This window comes from Psychrobacter sp. CR212 (genome assembly GCF_059693765.1).
This window is the reverse complement of sequence record NZ_JCATIF010000003.1, coordinates 234,786-248,740: the sequence shown is the minus strand read 5'-3', so window position 1 is coordinate 248,740 and position 13,955 is coordinate 234,786. Positions and strand designations below refer to the sequence as shown.

The 13,955-nt window shown below is 45.3% G+C and carries 13 protein-coding genes; 5 read left to right on the top strand and 8 right to left on the bottom strand.

Translation table 11 applies throughout. From position 1 onward, the window contains the following. Positions 1–32 precede the first annotated feature (32 nt). The 5 genes from AC58CZ_RS08310 to potA form a co-directional block, all read right to left on the bottom strand. On the bottom strand, positions 33–485 hold the full coding sequence (locus AC58CZ_RS08310) for a PH domain-containing protein (protein ID WP_071002413.1): 453 nt from the start codon (positions 483–485) through the stop codon (positions 33–35). A 226-nt stretch (positions 486–711) separates the two neighbouring features. Further along, positions 712–1,602: a LysR substrate-binding domain-containing protein gene (locus tag AC58CZ_RS08305; RefSeq protein ID WP_494223996.1), complete on the bottom strand. Its 891-nt coding sequence runs from the start codon at positions 1,600–1,602 to the stop codon at positions 712–714. A 91-nt stretch (positions 1,603–1,693) separates the two neighbouring features. Continuing rightward, positions 1,694–2,482: a spermidine/putrescine ABC transporter permease PotC gene (gene potC / locus AC58CZ_RS08300; protein ID WP_494223997.1), complete on the bottom strand. Its 789-nt coding sequence runs from the start codon at positions 2,480–2,482 to the stop codon at positions 1,694–1,696. Continuing rightward, on the bottom strand, positions 2,482–3,360 hold the full coding sequence (gene potB / locus AC58CZ_RS08295) for a spermidine/putrescine ABC transporter permease PotB (protein ID WP_494223998.1): 879 nt from the start codon (positions 3,358–3,360) through the stop codon (positions 2,482–2,484). Before potB ends, potC begins: the two co-directional genes overlap by 1 nt. Further along, a complete protein-coding gene (gene potA, locus AC58CZ_RS08290; protein ID WP_494223999.1) occupies positions 3,360–4,601 on the bottom strand; it encodes a spermidine/putrescine ABC transporter ATP-binding protein PotA in 1,242 nt (413 codons plus the stop codon). Before potA ends, potB begins: the two co-directional genes overlap by 1 nt. A gap of 438 nt (positions 4,602–5,039) precedes the next feature. Between potA and AC58CZ_RS08285 the strand changes: the two genes are divergently transcribed. The 3 genes from AC58CZ_RS08285 (at position 5,040) to AC58CZ_RS08275 (ending at position 7,451) form a co-directional block, all read left to right on the top strand. Then, positions 5,040–5,678 carry a carbonic anhydrase gene (locus AC58CZ_RS08285; protein ID WP_058025641.1) on the top strand — a complete coding sequence of 213 codons (639 nt, stop codon included), beginning with the start codon at positions 5,040–5,042 and terminating at the stop codon, positions 5,676–5,678. Positions 5,679–5,832: 154 nt separating this feature from the next. Further along, positions 5,833–6,390: a lactoylglutathione lyase gene (gloA, locus tag AC58CZ_RS08280; RefSeq protein WP_494224000.1), complete on the top strand. Its 558-nt coding sequence runs from the start codon at positions 5,833–5,835 to the stop codon at positions 6,388–6,390. 77 nt (positions 6,391–6,467) lie between these two features. Further along, positions 6,468–7,451, top strand: a complete 984-nt coding sequence (locus tag AC58CZ_RS08275; RefSeq protein ID WP_494224001.1) for a mechanosensitive ion channel domain-containing protein — start codon at positions 6,468–6,470, stop codon at positions 7,449–7,451. Positions 7,452–7,712: 261 nt separating this feature from the next. Here the strand turns inward: AC58CZ_RS08275 and AC58CZ_RS08270 are convergent, their stop codons facing one another. The 3 genes from AC58CZ_RS08270 to ribA form a co-directional block, all read right to left on the bottom strand. Further along, the gene (locus tag AC58CZ_RS08270; RefSeq protein ID WP_186475199.1) at positions 7,713–8,186 is read right to left on the bottom strand and encodes a c-type cytochrome; all 474 of its coding nucleotides are present in this window, start codon (positions 8,184–8,186) and stop codon (positions 7,713–7,715) included. 290 nt (positions 8,187–8,476) lie between these two features. Then, on the bottom strand, positions 8,477–9,475 hold the full coding sequence (gene hemF / locus AC58CZ_RS08265) for an oxygen-dependent coproporphyrinogen oxidase (RefSeq protein ID WP_494224002.1): 999 nt from the start codon (positions 9,473–9,475) through the stop codon (positions 8,477–8,479). A gap of 7 nt (positions 9,476–9,482) precedes the next feature. Beyond that, positions 9,483–10,142 carry a GTP cyclohydrolase II gene (gene ribA / locus AC58CZ_RS08260; RefSeq protein WP_071002405.1) on the bottom strand — a complete coding sequence of 220 codons (660 nt, stop codon included), beginning with the start codon at positions 10,140–10,142 and terminating at the stop codon, positions 9,483–9,485. Positions 10,143–10,675: 533 nt separating this feature from the next. Here ribA and dxs point away from each other — a divergent pair. Both dxs and AC58CZ_RS08250 read left to right on the top strand, forming a co-directional pair. Next, positions 10,676–12,733: a 1-deoxy-D-xylulose-5-phosphate synthase gene (gene dxs / locus AC58CZ_RS08255; protein ID WP_494224003.1), complete on the top strand. Its 2,058-nt coding sequence runs from the start codon at positions 10,676–10,678 to the stop codon at positions 12,731–12,733. A 353-nt stretch (positions 12,734–13,086) separates the two neighbouring features. Then, positions 13,087–13,914 carry an inositol monophosphatase family protein gene (locus AC58CZ_RS08250; protein WP_494224004.1) on the top strand — a complete coding sequence of 276 codons (828 nt, stop codon included), beginning with the start codon at positions 13,087–13,089 and terminating at the stop codon, positions 13,912–13,914. The last annotated feature ends 41 nt before the right edge of the window (positions 13,915–13,955 follow it).

The window sequence follows — 13,955 nt, the reverse complement described above, 5'->3', positions numbered from 1 at the left end:
TATAGCGCACCGAACTATAGGCTAATTCTTTATTAATTCTTTATTAATCCATCATTACCATCATTCTTTAATGTAGGAACACGTTCTTGTATTGCATGATAAAACCCATCTTTGTCTTTTGGTGATATCACTATGCTACCCCCTTTATATATTATCTCAATCCTATCTAAGGACAGTGCTGGAGCAGATAACGTACTGTTGGTAGGAGTGATTTGGGTAATATCTTTCAATGAAATGCTTCGAGTAGAAAAACCATAATTCACTAACAGTTCGTCATCTGACAAACTGTACTTTACGCTGAAAAATATTAATAAGAGTAATATTGCACCTGGCATAGTAAAAAGACTAATAAATATTGTTCTTTTAATTGAACTATTGTTGTATATCCATTCTCCTACAGGCACCAAAATGAGTAATAAGCTAAAACCTAATATTAAAAAAGCTAACCAGAGATCGATCTTTGATGCAAATACAGTATTTATCATAATTTATTAGCAGAAAGCCCTTAGTTAATTTTATATTCGAAAAGCTCAGTTCATGTACACCATGAAGTACATTGTGACTGTTTCAGCGAGATAAAACATTGATACCAGTAGCCCACAGCCAAATATTTAAGTCCTCGCTAGGGAACCATTATTTACCATAACATTCATTACGATATGAAAAGGTAAATAATATTTCATCACTATAAAAAAGTAATTAGTAATGAAACTACAACGGCTTCACAATTCCATCAAGTAAACTCGCAAACCCCTGCATATAAGCCATATCTTGGCTCGCCGTGCGCGTTGCGGCATAAAGCTGACAATACACGCCGTCCCCCAATGGACGGGAGACCACCCAGCCTTTTTTCTCATATTCAGCCACCACCCAATCAGGCAATGCCGCTACGCCACGTTCACTGGCGACCAACTGAATCAGCATCGCGGTCAGTTCTGTGGTACGAACACTCTCAAAGCTCACTTGTGCTGGCGTCATAAAGTTGGCAATGATATCGAGGCGTTTGGCTTCTACCGGATAGGCAATCAATGTCTCATTAACCAAATCATTAGGTTCAATAAATTCTTGCGTCGCTAAATCATGCGTTGGCGACAGCACCAAGCGACTCTCATACTCAAACAATGGCTGATAGCTAATACCGTCGAGCGGTAAATCACTGGTGGTAATAAGCAAATCGATATCGCCTTCCATCAAGAGATGATGCGGCTCAGGCTCAAAGCCCGTGGCAAAGTCTAGCTCGACATCCGACCACTCGCGGCGATAGTGATTGAGTATCGGCATCAGCCAATCAAAACAGCTATGACATTCAGACGCTAAGCGCAGGCGACCGGCTTGCCCATGCGCTAAGCGCTTTAGATCGTTTTTGGTACGCGTGACTTGCGGCATGATATTATCCGCTAAGGCTAGCACGGCTTTACCTGCTGGCGTGAAAGTGAGCGGGCGGGTGCGGCGATTGACGAGGCTGACGTCGTAGTAGTTCTCTAGCTCTTTTAGTTGATGTGAGACCGCAGAGGCCGTCACATGTAGCTCATCGGCCGCTGCCGCAAGTGAACCATGCGCCCGTAGCGCGGTTAAGGTATTAAGATGACGAAGCTCAAGCATGATAAGACCTAACCGCTAAAGTGAGAAAAACTCATTATAGTGGATACTGTGTTGATTTTCACTCATAGATGTTGTCAATGAGTGATTGCTGCTAGCGTTTACGTAGCAATAGCTGTGAGATGACCACCAATACTAGCGAGGCGACCAGCAATAACGTACCTATCGCATTAACCTCAGGCTTAAGACCGACACGCACCATAGAATAAATCCGCAGCGGCAGGATCTCATAGCTTGGGCCAGTCACAAAGGTCGATACCACCACATCATCGAGTGATAAGGTAAAAGCCAGTAACCAACCTGCCATGACCGCAGGCAATATTACCGGAATCAATACCGTGCGGATCATCGTCGACTCAGATGCGCCCAAATCGCGCGCTGCCTCCATTAGCCGCTCATCTAAGCTGCTCAAGCGCGCAAACACAGTAATGACCACGAACGGCAGGCAAAAAGTGATATGCGCTATCAGTAAAGACACAAAGCCTAGCTGTAAGCCTATCAATAAAAATAGCGCGAGCAAAGAGATAGCCAACACAATCTCAGGCGACATCATCAGCACAAACAGCAGCCCGTTTAGTAAGCCTTTACCGCGAAAGTTATAGCGATGTAAGGCGAGGGCAGTGAGCGTCCCTATAAGAGTCGAAACGGTAGCCGCGACTAACCCCAAGACAATAGAGTGCCAAAATGCATCGAGCATCGCTTGGTTATTAAATAATGACTCGTACCACTTTAGGCTAAAGCCGCCCCAGTTATAGCCAATTTTTGACTTGTTAAATGACATCACCACCAAAACAATAATGGGTAGATATAACAAAGTATAAATAAGACCGAGATAGCCTTTGGCAGCGATACTGCCAATTTTAAGCGTACGCGAATAAGACATTAGGCCACCTCGTTAAAGTCAGTCTTGCCAATGCGGCGACTACTGGCGCGATAAGCCAGTAATAATACCGCCATTGCCACTGTCAAGAGCACACTAGCAGCAGCACCAAACGGCCAGTCACGGGCGTCTAAGAATTGGTTTTTGATGATATTACCGACCAATAAATTGCGAGAGCCGCCCAAAATATCCGCCACATAAAACATACCCATCGCAGGCAACAGCACGAGCAGTACGCCAGAGATAATCCCTGGCGTCGTCAGTGGTAGTACCACATGCCAAAAGGTCTGTGTTTTTGATGCACCCAAATCCTGCGAGGCAAGCAGCATGTCATTGCGTAAATCAGTAAACACTGCATATAACGGCAGTACCATAAATGGGAATAGCAAGTAAGTTAGGCCAGCAATGACCGCGCCTTGCGTATATAAAATATCGATAGGAGCATCAATGGCACCGATTGCCAGCAGTGATTTATTAATCAAGCCATTATTCGCAAAGAGCAGTTTTAGCGCATAAGTACGTACCAAAGAGTTGGTCCAAAAAGGTAGTATTAACAGTAGCATCAGTAACGGCTGCCACCGCACTCTTACCTTGGACACGAGCCATGCAAAAGGATAGCCAAGCAGTAGACAGATAACCGTCGTGATACTTGCCATCCACAATGAATGAACAAAGACCTCAAAATATAACGGATCAACCATGCGCACATAGCTGTCAATATTGACAGGTAAGCTAATAAAGGCGCTGCTATCTCGGGTTAAAAAACTGACCGCGATGACCAATATGTTTGGTAATAGCGCAAATATCAGTAGCCAACCCCAGATCAGCCAGAGCGTTGCCGTACGAAACGGACTTTTGCTGCCTAAGTGGTTGCGGGCCATCAGCTACCATCCTTTTGTGCAGTCGCCTTGTTTGTATGGTCAGCGTCTTCTGGCAATACCCACTCCCAGCCATCAACCCATGAGACCTTGACGCCTTCATTTAGTTTGTAATCAAAGCTTGGGTCATCTTCATCAAAAAACTCAGAGGCCTTAATGATATGGCCATTTGCCAATTCAATAATCGAGTCTAACGTACTGCCTTTATAATTACTCTCGATAACCCGTCCCAATAGTCCGCTATGCTCGTTATCTTTTGGATCATATATTCGTAGATCTTCGGGACGAAGTAGTAAATTAACGATGTCGCCCACTTGCACATCATTGGCAAAATTGGGTCGACGCAAGTTACGTAGCGTTGTTGGCCCTTCTTGCGCTTGAGCCTCACAGACTTCAACTTCGATGCGTCCATTGGTCACGTTGCCATCACGATCTGGAAGGTCTGGATAGACACCCTTGACCTCAGCTCTAAACAGATTGGTCTCGCCGATAAACTTGGCAGTAAACAAGTTGGCAGGAGTCTCATAAATCTCAATAGGCGTGCCGATTTGCTGGAACATGCCGTCTTTCATCACGGCAATGCGGTCTGACATCGACAGCGCTTCTTCTTGATCATGCGTGACAAATACAAAGGTAATGCCAAGCTCACGTTGCAGACGCTTGAGCTCAGACTGCATTTGCAAACGCAGTTTGTGATCAAGCGCGGATAGTGGTTCATCGAGCAGGAGGAGCTTGGGGCGATTGATCACCGCGCGGGCGATCGCCACGCGCTGCTGCTGCCCACCAGATAAATCCTGCGGTTTGCGATTGGCCAAATGCTCCAACTGCACCATGGCCAGCATCTCGCTGACGCGAGCTTGAATCTCAGCTTTTGGCACTTTTTTTAGCTTTAATCCATACGCGACATTTTGGGCGACGCTCATATGTGGAAACAACGCGTACTGCTGAAAGACGGTATTGACCGGACGTTTATCAGCGGATAAGCCTGCCATCTGTACGCCATCTAGATAGATTGTCCCCGCATTGGGTTGCTCAAAACCTGCAATCAAGCGCAGCAAGGTTGTCTTACCACAGCCTGAGGGCCCAAGCAGGGTCAAAAACTCGCCATGCTTGATATCAAGGTTGATGTCTTTTAGAACCTCGGTTTGATCGTAGGTTTTTTTGATACCATTTAATTGCAGCAACGTCTTGTCATTTTGAGGTGACGCAGAGGTTTTGTGCGTGCTTGGCGATGGGTCGGTCATAATATCTGTTCCTAAGCGTCCAATAGATCAGAGCAGTAAATCAATGCAGCCATCAAGGTATCTCGATGTCATCAAAAAACTGGCAAGAGCGTAAGCACGATTTGATTGCTGCCTGATAGCTGTCTGATTGCTGCGTATTATAACAAACCCGTGATATAAATCAGTGCAAGTTCGTTATAAGTTACGCGAGTCGTACCGTCATAGCAGCGCTAGATACGGCTATATTTTTACAGTTGTAGGTTGGTGTATAACGACATTTAAACAAAATTTTTTACCGTTTTTTGGCGTCTATTCCTATACAATCACGATATGGCTGACAAACATAAGGCATCTGATGGGTGAGTGTGAATAGTCAATAGTCATCTGCCCATTTATGTTTGCATACAAGTATATAAAGCCGTTTATAACTCTCATATTATTGATAATAAAGGATCTCTCATGCCTACTGATATACGTCCAACAACAGGTCAAGAAGCCCTTGAGCTTTTAAAAGAAGGTAATGCCCGTTACGTGGATAGTCTCACCAGTACCGATGAATATATGCAGCGTCGCCCAGAATTGGTCAAGGATCAAAATCCATTGGCGATTATTTTGGGCTGCTCGGATGCACGAGTACCTGTTGAGATTGTCTTTGATCAAGGCTTGGGGGATTTGTTTGTCATACGTGTGGCCGGCAATGTGGTGGCGCCATCACAGATTGGCTCAATCGAGTTTGCCGCCGAAGCCTTTGGCACACAGTTGGTGGTAGTCCTTGGACACTCAAAATGCGGCGCGGTCACGGCCTGCGTTGAGACCTTGATCAATCCTGATCAGAACTATTCTCCTAATTTGCAATCGATCGTTGATCGCATTCGCCCAAGTGTCTATAACTTGCATGAGCTGGCAACGGCCAATGGTCAAGACGTCGATGCCGATGAGTTGGTTGATCGCTCTATCCGTGCCAATGTGCGTATGTCAGTGAGTCAGCTCAGACATGGTTCGCGGGCACTAGAGGACTTGACCAATAGTGGTCAACTGCTTGTTGTGGGCGCTGAGTATGACCTAGAGACAGGTAAGGTGAGGTTCTTAGACAGCTAATATATATCTAAACATGAACATACTTTGTTCATATTCTTACAAAACCCTATCAATTATTTTGCCAATTTTTATTATGATGAGAGACAGCAGTGAATCATGACAGTCGTGATTCGCTTATTTATAACACTCTTTTTTGAATAACCTTAGGATAACTATGTCTACTAACGATAATAATGCGACCATCGCACAGCCTGCGAGCAGTATCAGTACAGATGGCGTCCAGTCAATCTCTACGCAAACGACAGGTTTTACGTTTAACCACACCATGCTCCGCGTCAAAGATCCTGCAAAATCATTGGCGTTTTATACTGGCGTGTTGGGTATGACGTTGCTGGCGGTCAAAAAATTCCCTGATATGGAGTTTGATCTGTATTTCTTGGCAAAGCTAACTGAGAGCGAGCGCGACAACTTGCCAGCTGGTGATGATTTAGAAATTTTTGCTTTCCGTCAGCGCGGTATTTTGGAGCTGACCCATAATTACGGCACCGAGACAAAAGCTGACTTTAGCTATCATGATGGCAACCAAGACCCTCAAGGCTTTGGACACATTTGTTTTAATGTACCGAACTTGGATGAAGCCATCGCTTGGTTTGATAAGAACGATGTTGAGTTCAAAAAACGTCCAGAAGACGGCAGCATGAAAAACATTGCCTTTATCAAGGATGTTGATGGCTACTGGATTGAAATCGTACAAGCTGATTTGATGTCATAACTGGCAAAACAGTAGTGAGATGTTCATTTATTTATCCCCTTAAACACGCGCTAAGACAGCAATAGGAGCAACCTTTTATGCCCACCCCTGACGTGAGCCGCCTATCGAACACGCTAACCGATGGTGTGACCGTCTATCAACAAGTGGTCTATACCACGCAAGACTTGGCAAGTGGCTTTATCGAGCGCATTCCATATTTTATAGCGGCGCTCATTGTGTTGGGGATTTTTTGGCTGTTGTCGATTATTTTCAAAAAAGTCGTGCATAAAACCTTAGGCGCGCGCGTGCGTCATCAAAACTTGGTGAAGGTGTTTCAGCGCATAGGCGGGGCACTTATTCTGTTTATTGGCTTTATGATCGCCATGGTTGTCGCTATTCCAGGATTTACACCAGCCAAATTAATCGGTGCGCTGGGTATTGGTTCGGTTGCGATTGGTTTTGCTTTTAAAGATATTTTTCAAAACCTACTCTCTGGTATTTTGTTGCTGATTTCAGAACCGTTTCGTATTGGCGATCAAATCGTCTCAGGGGACTACGAAGGAACGGTAGAAGATATCAAAATCCGTGCAACGACCATCAAGACTTATGATGGTAGGCAAGTGGTTATTCCAAACTCGGAGCTATATACCTCGGCATTAACCGTCAATACCGCCTACAAACAGCGCCGCTTACAAGTGGCGGTGGGCATTGGTTATGAAGACGATATCGAAACAGCAAAGGCTGAGATTCTACAAGCTTTGGATAAAGTTGAAAGCGTATCGAGAAAAGCGACGCCAAGTGTTATTGCGACAGGGTTTGGCGGCTCTTCTATGGATCTGACAGTACGTTGGTTTATTGATAACGGCACTCAGGCTAATAAAGTCGCTTCTATTCATCAAGTCATCGTAGAAGTCAAAAAAGCGCTGGATGCAGCAGATATCAATATTCCATTCCCAATACGTACGATAGATCTAAGCGATCCTTCGGTGAAGTCTATCGTTAAGCAGATAAATAAGCAGCAAGATGAGGACGTTAATGATGATGATAATGCCAAAAAAGCAGAGACAGAGCAATTTGCTTAGAGCGTTATTTCAAAGAGCTGTCTTCACGTAATGTTTTTTGAGCAATAAAAAACCGCCATATTCAATGATATGGCGGTTTTTTTGTCTTTCTACAAACTATAGTGAATTCAGTATAAAAACGATACAGTGGGACTGGGATAAATTTTTCGCAGCCTCTGTCTGCGTAGGCACAGCACGTAAGGAAAATTTAGACCAGTTCCACCTTGATATATAATGTATCTGTTTTATTTAGGATTGATTATACTAGGCCAGTACAAAAAGTTAGTCATTCTTTGCTCTAAATTCGGTATGGCACGATTTACAACTTGCACCCACTTCACCAAAGGCAGCCTGGACGTCTTCGACACTAGTAGCCGACTGTGCAGCAGCATTTAGCTCAGCCGTCACTTTTTGAAAGTTGTCCGCTTCAGCACTGAAACCATCAGCATTTGACCATACGGCTTCAGTCGCGTTGCCCATGGCTTCTTGGTTTTCAAAGTGACTCCAAGGGTTTGCCGCATCTTCTGCCAAGAATGATGCCTGCTCTTTGAAAACCGCCGCATCAAAGGTATCAGGGGCTTTGACCATATCACCCATGACGCCCATCGCATCGCCCCAGCTTTTCATGCTGTCTTGGCGCGCTTTGATATCAGGATCGTCGCCTGCACCGCTACACGCTGTCAAACCCAGCGCCGCTGCCATTAAGGTGATGCTAAAAAAAGATTTCAAAGATTTTTTGGTATAAACCTGTGCCATATGACTTACTCCTTTAAACGTGGCTAATAGTAGGCATCGCTATCACGCTCGCCTTACCTCAAATATTATTATAAAAATATTTCTTAAGATTCTTTTGCGCACAGTGGCTGCGAAAGAGTCTCTACTATTGTAGCGTTTATCGGCAGAATGGGAGCAATATAATGTTATATCCTCGTAATCATCGGATGATATAAAACCCCTTTAGCAAATCGTTTGTTAGATATAAAAAAGGCCAACGATAATCGCTGACCTACACTCTCAAACCTAACATTCTTGAGCTTTAAAAAAGCTTAGAGAGCCAACCAATCACGCGGCTTGAGATAATAATCAGTCAACTCAAACTCAGGTGTGCCCTCAGCCGGCTCAAACCGATAATGCCAGCTGGCAAGAGGTGGCATACTGACTAAGATCGACTCGATACGGCCGTTACTTTGTAGACCAAATAATGTGCCACGATCGTAGACCAGATTGTACTCTACATAACGGCCACGGCGATAGAGCTGAAACTCACGCTGTGCTTCGGTATAAGGCATATCTTTACGCTGCTCAAAAATCGGCATGATACCGTCAAGGTAACCATTGCCAACGGCTTTCATAAAGTCAAAACACGTCTCAAAATCCCAACCGCGACTCTCCGTACTGACGTCGTCATAAAACAAACCACCGATACCACGCTGCTCATCGCGGTGACGCAGATGAAAATACTCATCGCACCACTGTTTGAAATCAGCATAAATATGGTCACCGAAAGGCGCGCATAGATCATGACAGACCTGATGCCAGTGTATACAATCAGCGAGTACGGGGTAAAAAGGTGTCAAATCAAAACCACCACCAAACCACCAAATCGGCGCTTCGCCTTCTGCTTCTGCCACGAACAAACGTACGTTGGCGTGGCTGGTTGGGACATTTGGGTTTTTGGGATGTACCACTAAGGACACGCCCATGGCTTGCGCTTTGCGACCAGCGATATTGGGGTGGCGTGCAGTGGCAGAAGCAGGCAAATTGTGGACATGGATATGACTGAACATCACGCCTGCTTTTTCGATGACCGTGCCATCTGTCAATACGCACGAACAACCGCCGCCACCCTCTTTGCGCTCCCAATCGTCAGGGACGAAAGTTGCATTGCCGCCGCCATCGCGTTCTTGTGCCTCTAAGGCGTCGCAGATACGAGCCTGCAGGTCCACCAAAAACGCCCGTACGCGCAGGATGTCTTGATTGGTTGGCGTGGTCTCTGACGCTACGGTTGATAGGTCTGCTTGGTTATCTATATTTGAAATACTCATAAGACATCTATTTATTTAGGTGTATGGCTGTATTAAAATCTTTATCGAGCATGTGCCCCATACGATCGCGTTTGGTTGCTAGATATTCAGCGTTCATATCGTTGACACCGACCAACAATGGCACCCGTTCGACAACGTCAATACCATGCTCAGTCAAATAAGCAACTTTGTTTGGATTGTTAGTGATGAGTCTGACAGCGTTGACACCGATATGGGCAAGCATCGGACCACACATATCATAGATACGCGCATCAGCAGGCAAGCCTAACATGAGATTGGCATCCAGCGTGTCGTGTCCCTGATCTTGGAGGGCATAAGCGCGAATCTTGTTGGTCAGACCGATACCGCGACCTTCTTGACGCAAATACAAAATCGCACCGCAACCTGACTCTTGGATGGCTTGCATGGCAGTATTGAGCTGTGGTCCGCAGTCACACTTTAATGAGCTAAACGCATCGCCTGTTAGGCACTCAGAATGAATCCGAACCAGCGGAATTGGTCTTTGCGACGACGTGTCATCTGAGCTAGGTGCTGTCGTTTGATCGACCACAGACAGACCGACGGTCAGCATGACATGCTCTTGGCCTTCGTCGTTTTCAAAGATATGAATATCAAACTCGCCATGACGAGTGGGTAGTTTGGCACTAGTGATAAATTGATATGACATTACTGTCCTGCATAAGCCTAAAGTCGTGGCGGTGAAGGGTTTGTGATAATACTATTAAACCCGCAATAACATTCTAGCCTGAACGATAAGGCCAAGATGATAGCAGTATAACCCTTTCATAAAGAACGCGTGCTTATTGTATTTATTATAAAAACACACAAAGTTCACAGACGACGCACGATGATTAAAGCGACAATTAAAAAAAAATGCTATTATGCCATACTATTTTGGTGGATACAGTGACAAGTCTTTATCCTTACATTACTATGTCGTCACTAACATCCGATATTGATGCAAAATAATAGGGCATAATAATAGTCCTTGGTATTAAAGCACGTAGTTTTGAGGCACGATCTACTGTGGTAGCGTGTTCATATGATACGTAGCGCAGCTATATACACGTAAAGTTGCATGAATAATTATATGGTCGATTACATCAATAATGATGTAGATATTATTGACGTCTCTCAATTGTAGCTATTGCTATATTGGAGACACGTCTTGTCAGCAGATTGGTAGGTATCGTACGGTTTATGCAGCAGTCACTTCATTCCCCAAAGTCTCAGTCCTCATCTGCATCAGTATCTGATTCTGCCGCCCAGCTATCGAGCTTACAGCAGACTTATACTGTGATTCCTCGCGTGCGTCCGCATACGCCATTGCTTGATGCCATTAACACACCTTCTGATATGAATACGCTTTCAACCACTCAGCTGATTACGCTGGCTGATGAACTGCGTCTTTTTTTGTTGTATTCAGCAGGACAAAGCGGTGGGCATTTTGGCGCCAATTTGGGTGTGATTGAGCTGACGATTGTATTGCATTATCTACTTGATGCTCCGCAGGATCAGATAGTGTGGGATGTGGGTCATCAGGCCTATGCACACAAAGTCCTGACAGGTCGCCGTGAGCAGCTGGCAACGATCAGATCAAAAGATGGTCTGACTGCATTCCCAGAGCGTGCAGAGTCTATCTACGATACATTTGGCGTTGGGCATTCATCAACCTCTATCTCAGCCGGTTTGGGCATGAGCTTGGCGCTGCGCTATCAAGGCCTCGCGCAAACGGTTGCTTGTATCATTGGTGATGGTGCGATGACTGGTGGTATGGCTTTTGAGGCCATGAACGATGCAGTCCAACAAGATGCCGATCTACTAGTCATTTTGAACGACAACGATATGTCGATTTCTTGTTCTATCGGTGGTTTTTCGCGGCATTTAGCGATGCTTTGGGAGTCGGGCTACCAAGTCGATATCTCTGAGTCAGGTGAGCCTGTGCTTTGCCAGCGTCCTGATATGCAAGCATTTGATCGCCGCAAACGTCACAAAGAGATGCGTGATGTACCGCAATTAGAAGATAACTTATTCAAAGCGATTGGCTTTACCTATTTTGGTCCGTTTGATGGGCACAATATCCCTGAGCTACTACGTGTGTTGTCAATTGCCAAGCAAGTCAAAGGGCCTGTTTTGGTACATATCTATACCACCAAAGGCAAAGGCTTTGCACCAGCAGAACTAGATCCGGTCGGCTATCACGCGATTAGTAAGCTAACAGCAGAGATTCATAATGAGTCTCAGAGCAAATCTGCAGAAGCATTAAAGCAAAACACAAAACCTGCGCTAAAATACTCGCAAGTATTTGGTAATTTCTTATGCGATAAAGCGGCCGAAGACGATAAGTTGCTCGCGATCACTCCTGCTATGGAAGAAGGCTCGGGCATGATTGACTTTGCTCGTCATTTTCCAACACGCTTTTTTGATGTGGCTATTGCCGAACAACATGCGGTCACGCTAGCGGCCGGTATGGCAACGCAAGGTGTCAAACCTATTGTGGCGATTTACTCGACGTTCTTACAGCGCGGATACGATCAGCTGATTCATGACGTGGCGCTACAGAATCTCGATGTCATGTTTGCAATTGACCGTGCAGGCCTCGTTGGTGAAGATGGTGCCACGCATGCAGGCGTGTTTGATTTTAGCTTTTTACGTTGTATCCCGAATATAGTGATTGCTGCGCCAAAAGATGAGAATGAATGCTACCATCTGCTCAATACTTGCTATGAGTATCAGGGATGTACGGCAGTTCGTTATCCGCGTGGTACCGGTACAGGCGCAGCTATCGAGCAGCCAGCACAGAATTATACAATCGGTGAAGCCGTTATTGAGTCAGTATTGGGCAGCAATGATGCGCCTTATAAGCTAGCGATATTGGCTTTTGGTACGATGGTTGCGACTGCTCAGCAAGCGGCCGAGAGCTTAACCAGTGATGATACAGCGTTAGAGTGTCAGGTACATGTGGTCAATATGCGCTGGGTAAAACCGCTAGATACAGCTATGCTTGAGAGTTTACTGGCGCAAGGGGTGACGCATATCGCAACCTTAGAAGAGCATATGATTATGGGTGGCGCGGGTAGCGCAGTGAATGAATACTTGCTCAATGAATCGGCTGCTTTTAAACGTCAGCGTCCAGCTGTTGGCAACATAGGTATTCCTGATCGCTTTATCGCGCATGGCTCACAGGCAGAGCAGTGGGCGGATTGTGGTTTAGATATTGCAGGTGTTATTAAGCAGCTTAAGCAACTGTTGTCGTAAATTTTACTTTTTAGATTTGCAGTATTATTTACAAATTATTGTTTTAAAAGCTATTACTGTAAACAGATACTCGCTCTTTAAACAGAGCAAACGCCTGCTAGCCGTAGGTGCTGACTTTTTTACAACTTGCGCAGTTTGTATGACCACCAAAATACTGGCTTGGTCAGCGTGACGGTTTTTTCGTTTTTATCGAACAATTTTAGTATAATGCGGTTGCCTGTTATCAATTATCATGGATAACAGGCAGGTGTTTAATCGCATAGATGTGGTGTGATGCGGCGGCTGTTTGGCATGTTGTGGGCACAGAGTTGGTTTTATTTTTTATATTCATTCATCAAGCAAATAGGTTATTTATGGAACCCATGGTCGTCATCGCAGCGCGTACTGCTGAAAAAGTTGGTAAAGAGATTTTATATGCGCATCAAAACCGTCACAAAATCGAGTTAGATATCGAGTCTAAAGGACTTGATGGTCTGGTGACGCGCATCGATCGCTTTAGCGAAGAGCTCACGATTGAAACCCTAAAAGCCAGCTATCCGAATCATTCGTTTTTGGGTGAAGAATTTGGTATGCAAGAAGGTCGCGGCGAAGACGCTGACTGGTGCTGGATCATCGATCCGCTAGACGGTACTAAGAACTTCGTTCATGGTGTACCGCAGTTCTGCGTATCTATCGCTGTACAGCATAAAGGCGTGACGCAGCATGGTGTGATTTATGATCCAATCCGTGATGAGATGTTCTCTGCTAGCCGCGGTAAAGGCGCACGTTTGAACCAACGCCGTATCAACGTCAGCGAACGCAAAACCATCGATGGTGGGTTTTTTACCACAGGTCATCCGCTTGAGCGTAAGCGTAATGGCGAAGTGATCTCTTATGCCAAGCAGCACTTTGAGAGCTTACAAAAGATCTCTGAAGCTGGTGGTCAGGTACGTCGTCTGGGTTCAGCGGCGCTTGATTTGTGTTATGTTGCTGCTGGACGCTTTGATGGCTATTTTGAGATGTCGATTAAGCCTTGGGACATCGCAGCAGGTGAGCTTATCGTCACCGAAGCGCGCGGCGTTGTTGTTGATCACACGGGCGCGCACAACTCTATGACCTCAGGCTCTATCTTTGCTTGTAACGTCAAACTGCTCAAGCCATTGATGCAAACCGTCGTGCCAATTTGGGGCGATGTGATCTAATTATAAAATAAGCAGGCTTAAACGCTGAGCGAGTCAAATAT

Coding starts and splice junctions, on each gene's coding strand:
- AC58CZ_RS08275 (WP_494224001.1), top strand. CDS start 6,468: ATGCCCACCCCTGACGTGAGCCGCCTATCGAACACGCTAACCGATGGT.
- AC58CZ_RS08305 (WP_494223996.1), bottom strand. CDS start 1,602: ATGCTTGAGCTTCGTCATCTTAATACCTTAACCGCGCTACGGGCGCAT.
- AC58CZ_RS08285 (WP_058025641.1), top strand. CDS start 5,040: ATGCCTACTGATATACGTCCAACAACAGGTCAAGAAGCCCTTGAGCTT.
- dxs (WP_494224003.1), top strand. CDS start 10,676: ATGCAGCAGTCACTTCATTCCCCAAAGTCTCAGTCCTCATCTGCATCA.
- potA (WP_494223999.1), bottom strand. CDS start 4,601: ATGACCGACCCATCGCCAAGCACGCACAAAACCTCTGCGTCACCTCAA.
- potC (WP_494223997.1), bottom strand. CDS start 2,482: ATGTCTTATTCGCGTACGCTTAAAATTGGCAGTATCGCTGCCAAAGGC.
- ribA (WP_071002405.1), bottom strand. CDS start 10,142: ATGTCATATCAATTTATCACTAGTGCCAAACTACCCACTCGTCATGGC.
- gloA (WP_494224000.1), top strand. CDS start 5,833: ATGTCTACTAACGATAATAATGCGACCATCGCACAGCCTGCGAGCAGT.
- AC58CZ_RS08310 (WP_071002413.1), bottom strand. CDS start 485: ATGATAAATACTGTATTTGCATCAAAGATCGATCTCTGGTTAGCTTTT.
- AC58CZ_RS08270 (WP_186475199.1), bottom strand. CDS start 8,186: ATGGCACAGGTTTATACCAAAAAATCTTTGAAATCTTTTTTTAGCATC.
- hemF (WP_494224002.1), bottom strand. CDS start 9,475: ATGAGTATTTCAAATATAGATAACCAAGCAGACCTATCAACCGTAGCG.
- potB (WP_494223998.1), bottom strand. CDS start 3,360: ATGGCCCGCAACCACTTAGGCAGCAAAAGTCCGTTTCGTACGGCAACG.
- AC58CZ_RS08250 (WP_494224004.1), top strand. CDS start 13,087: ATGGAACCCATGGTCGTCATCGCAGCGCGTACTGCTGAAAAAGTTGGT.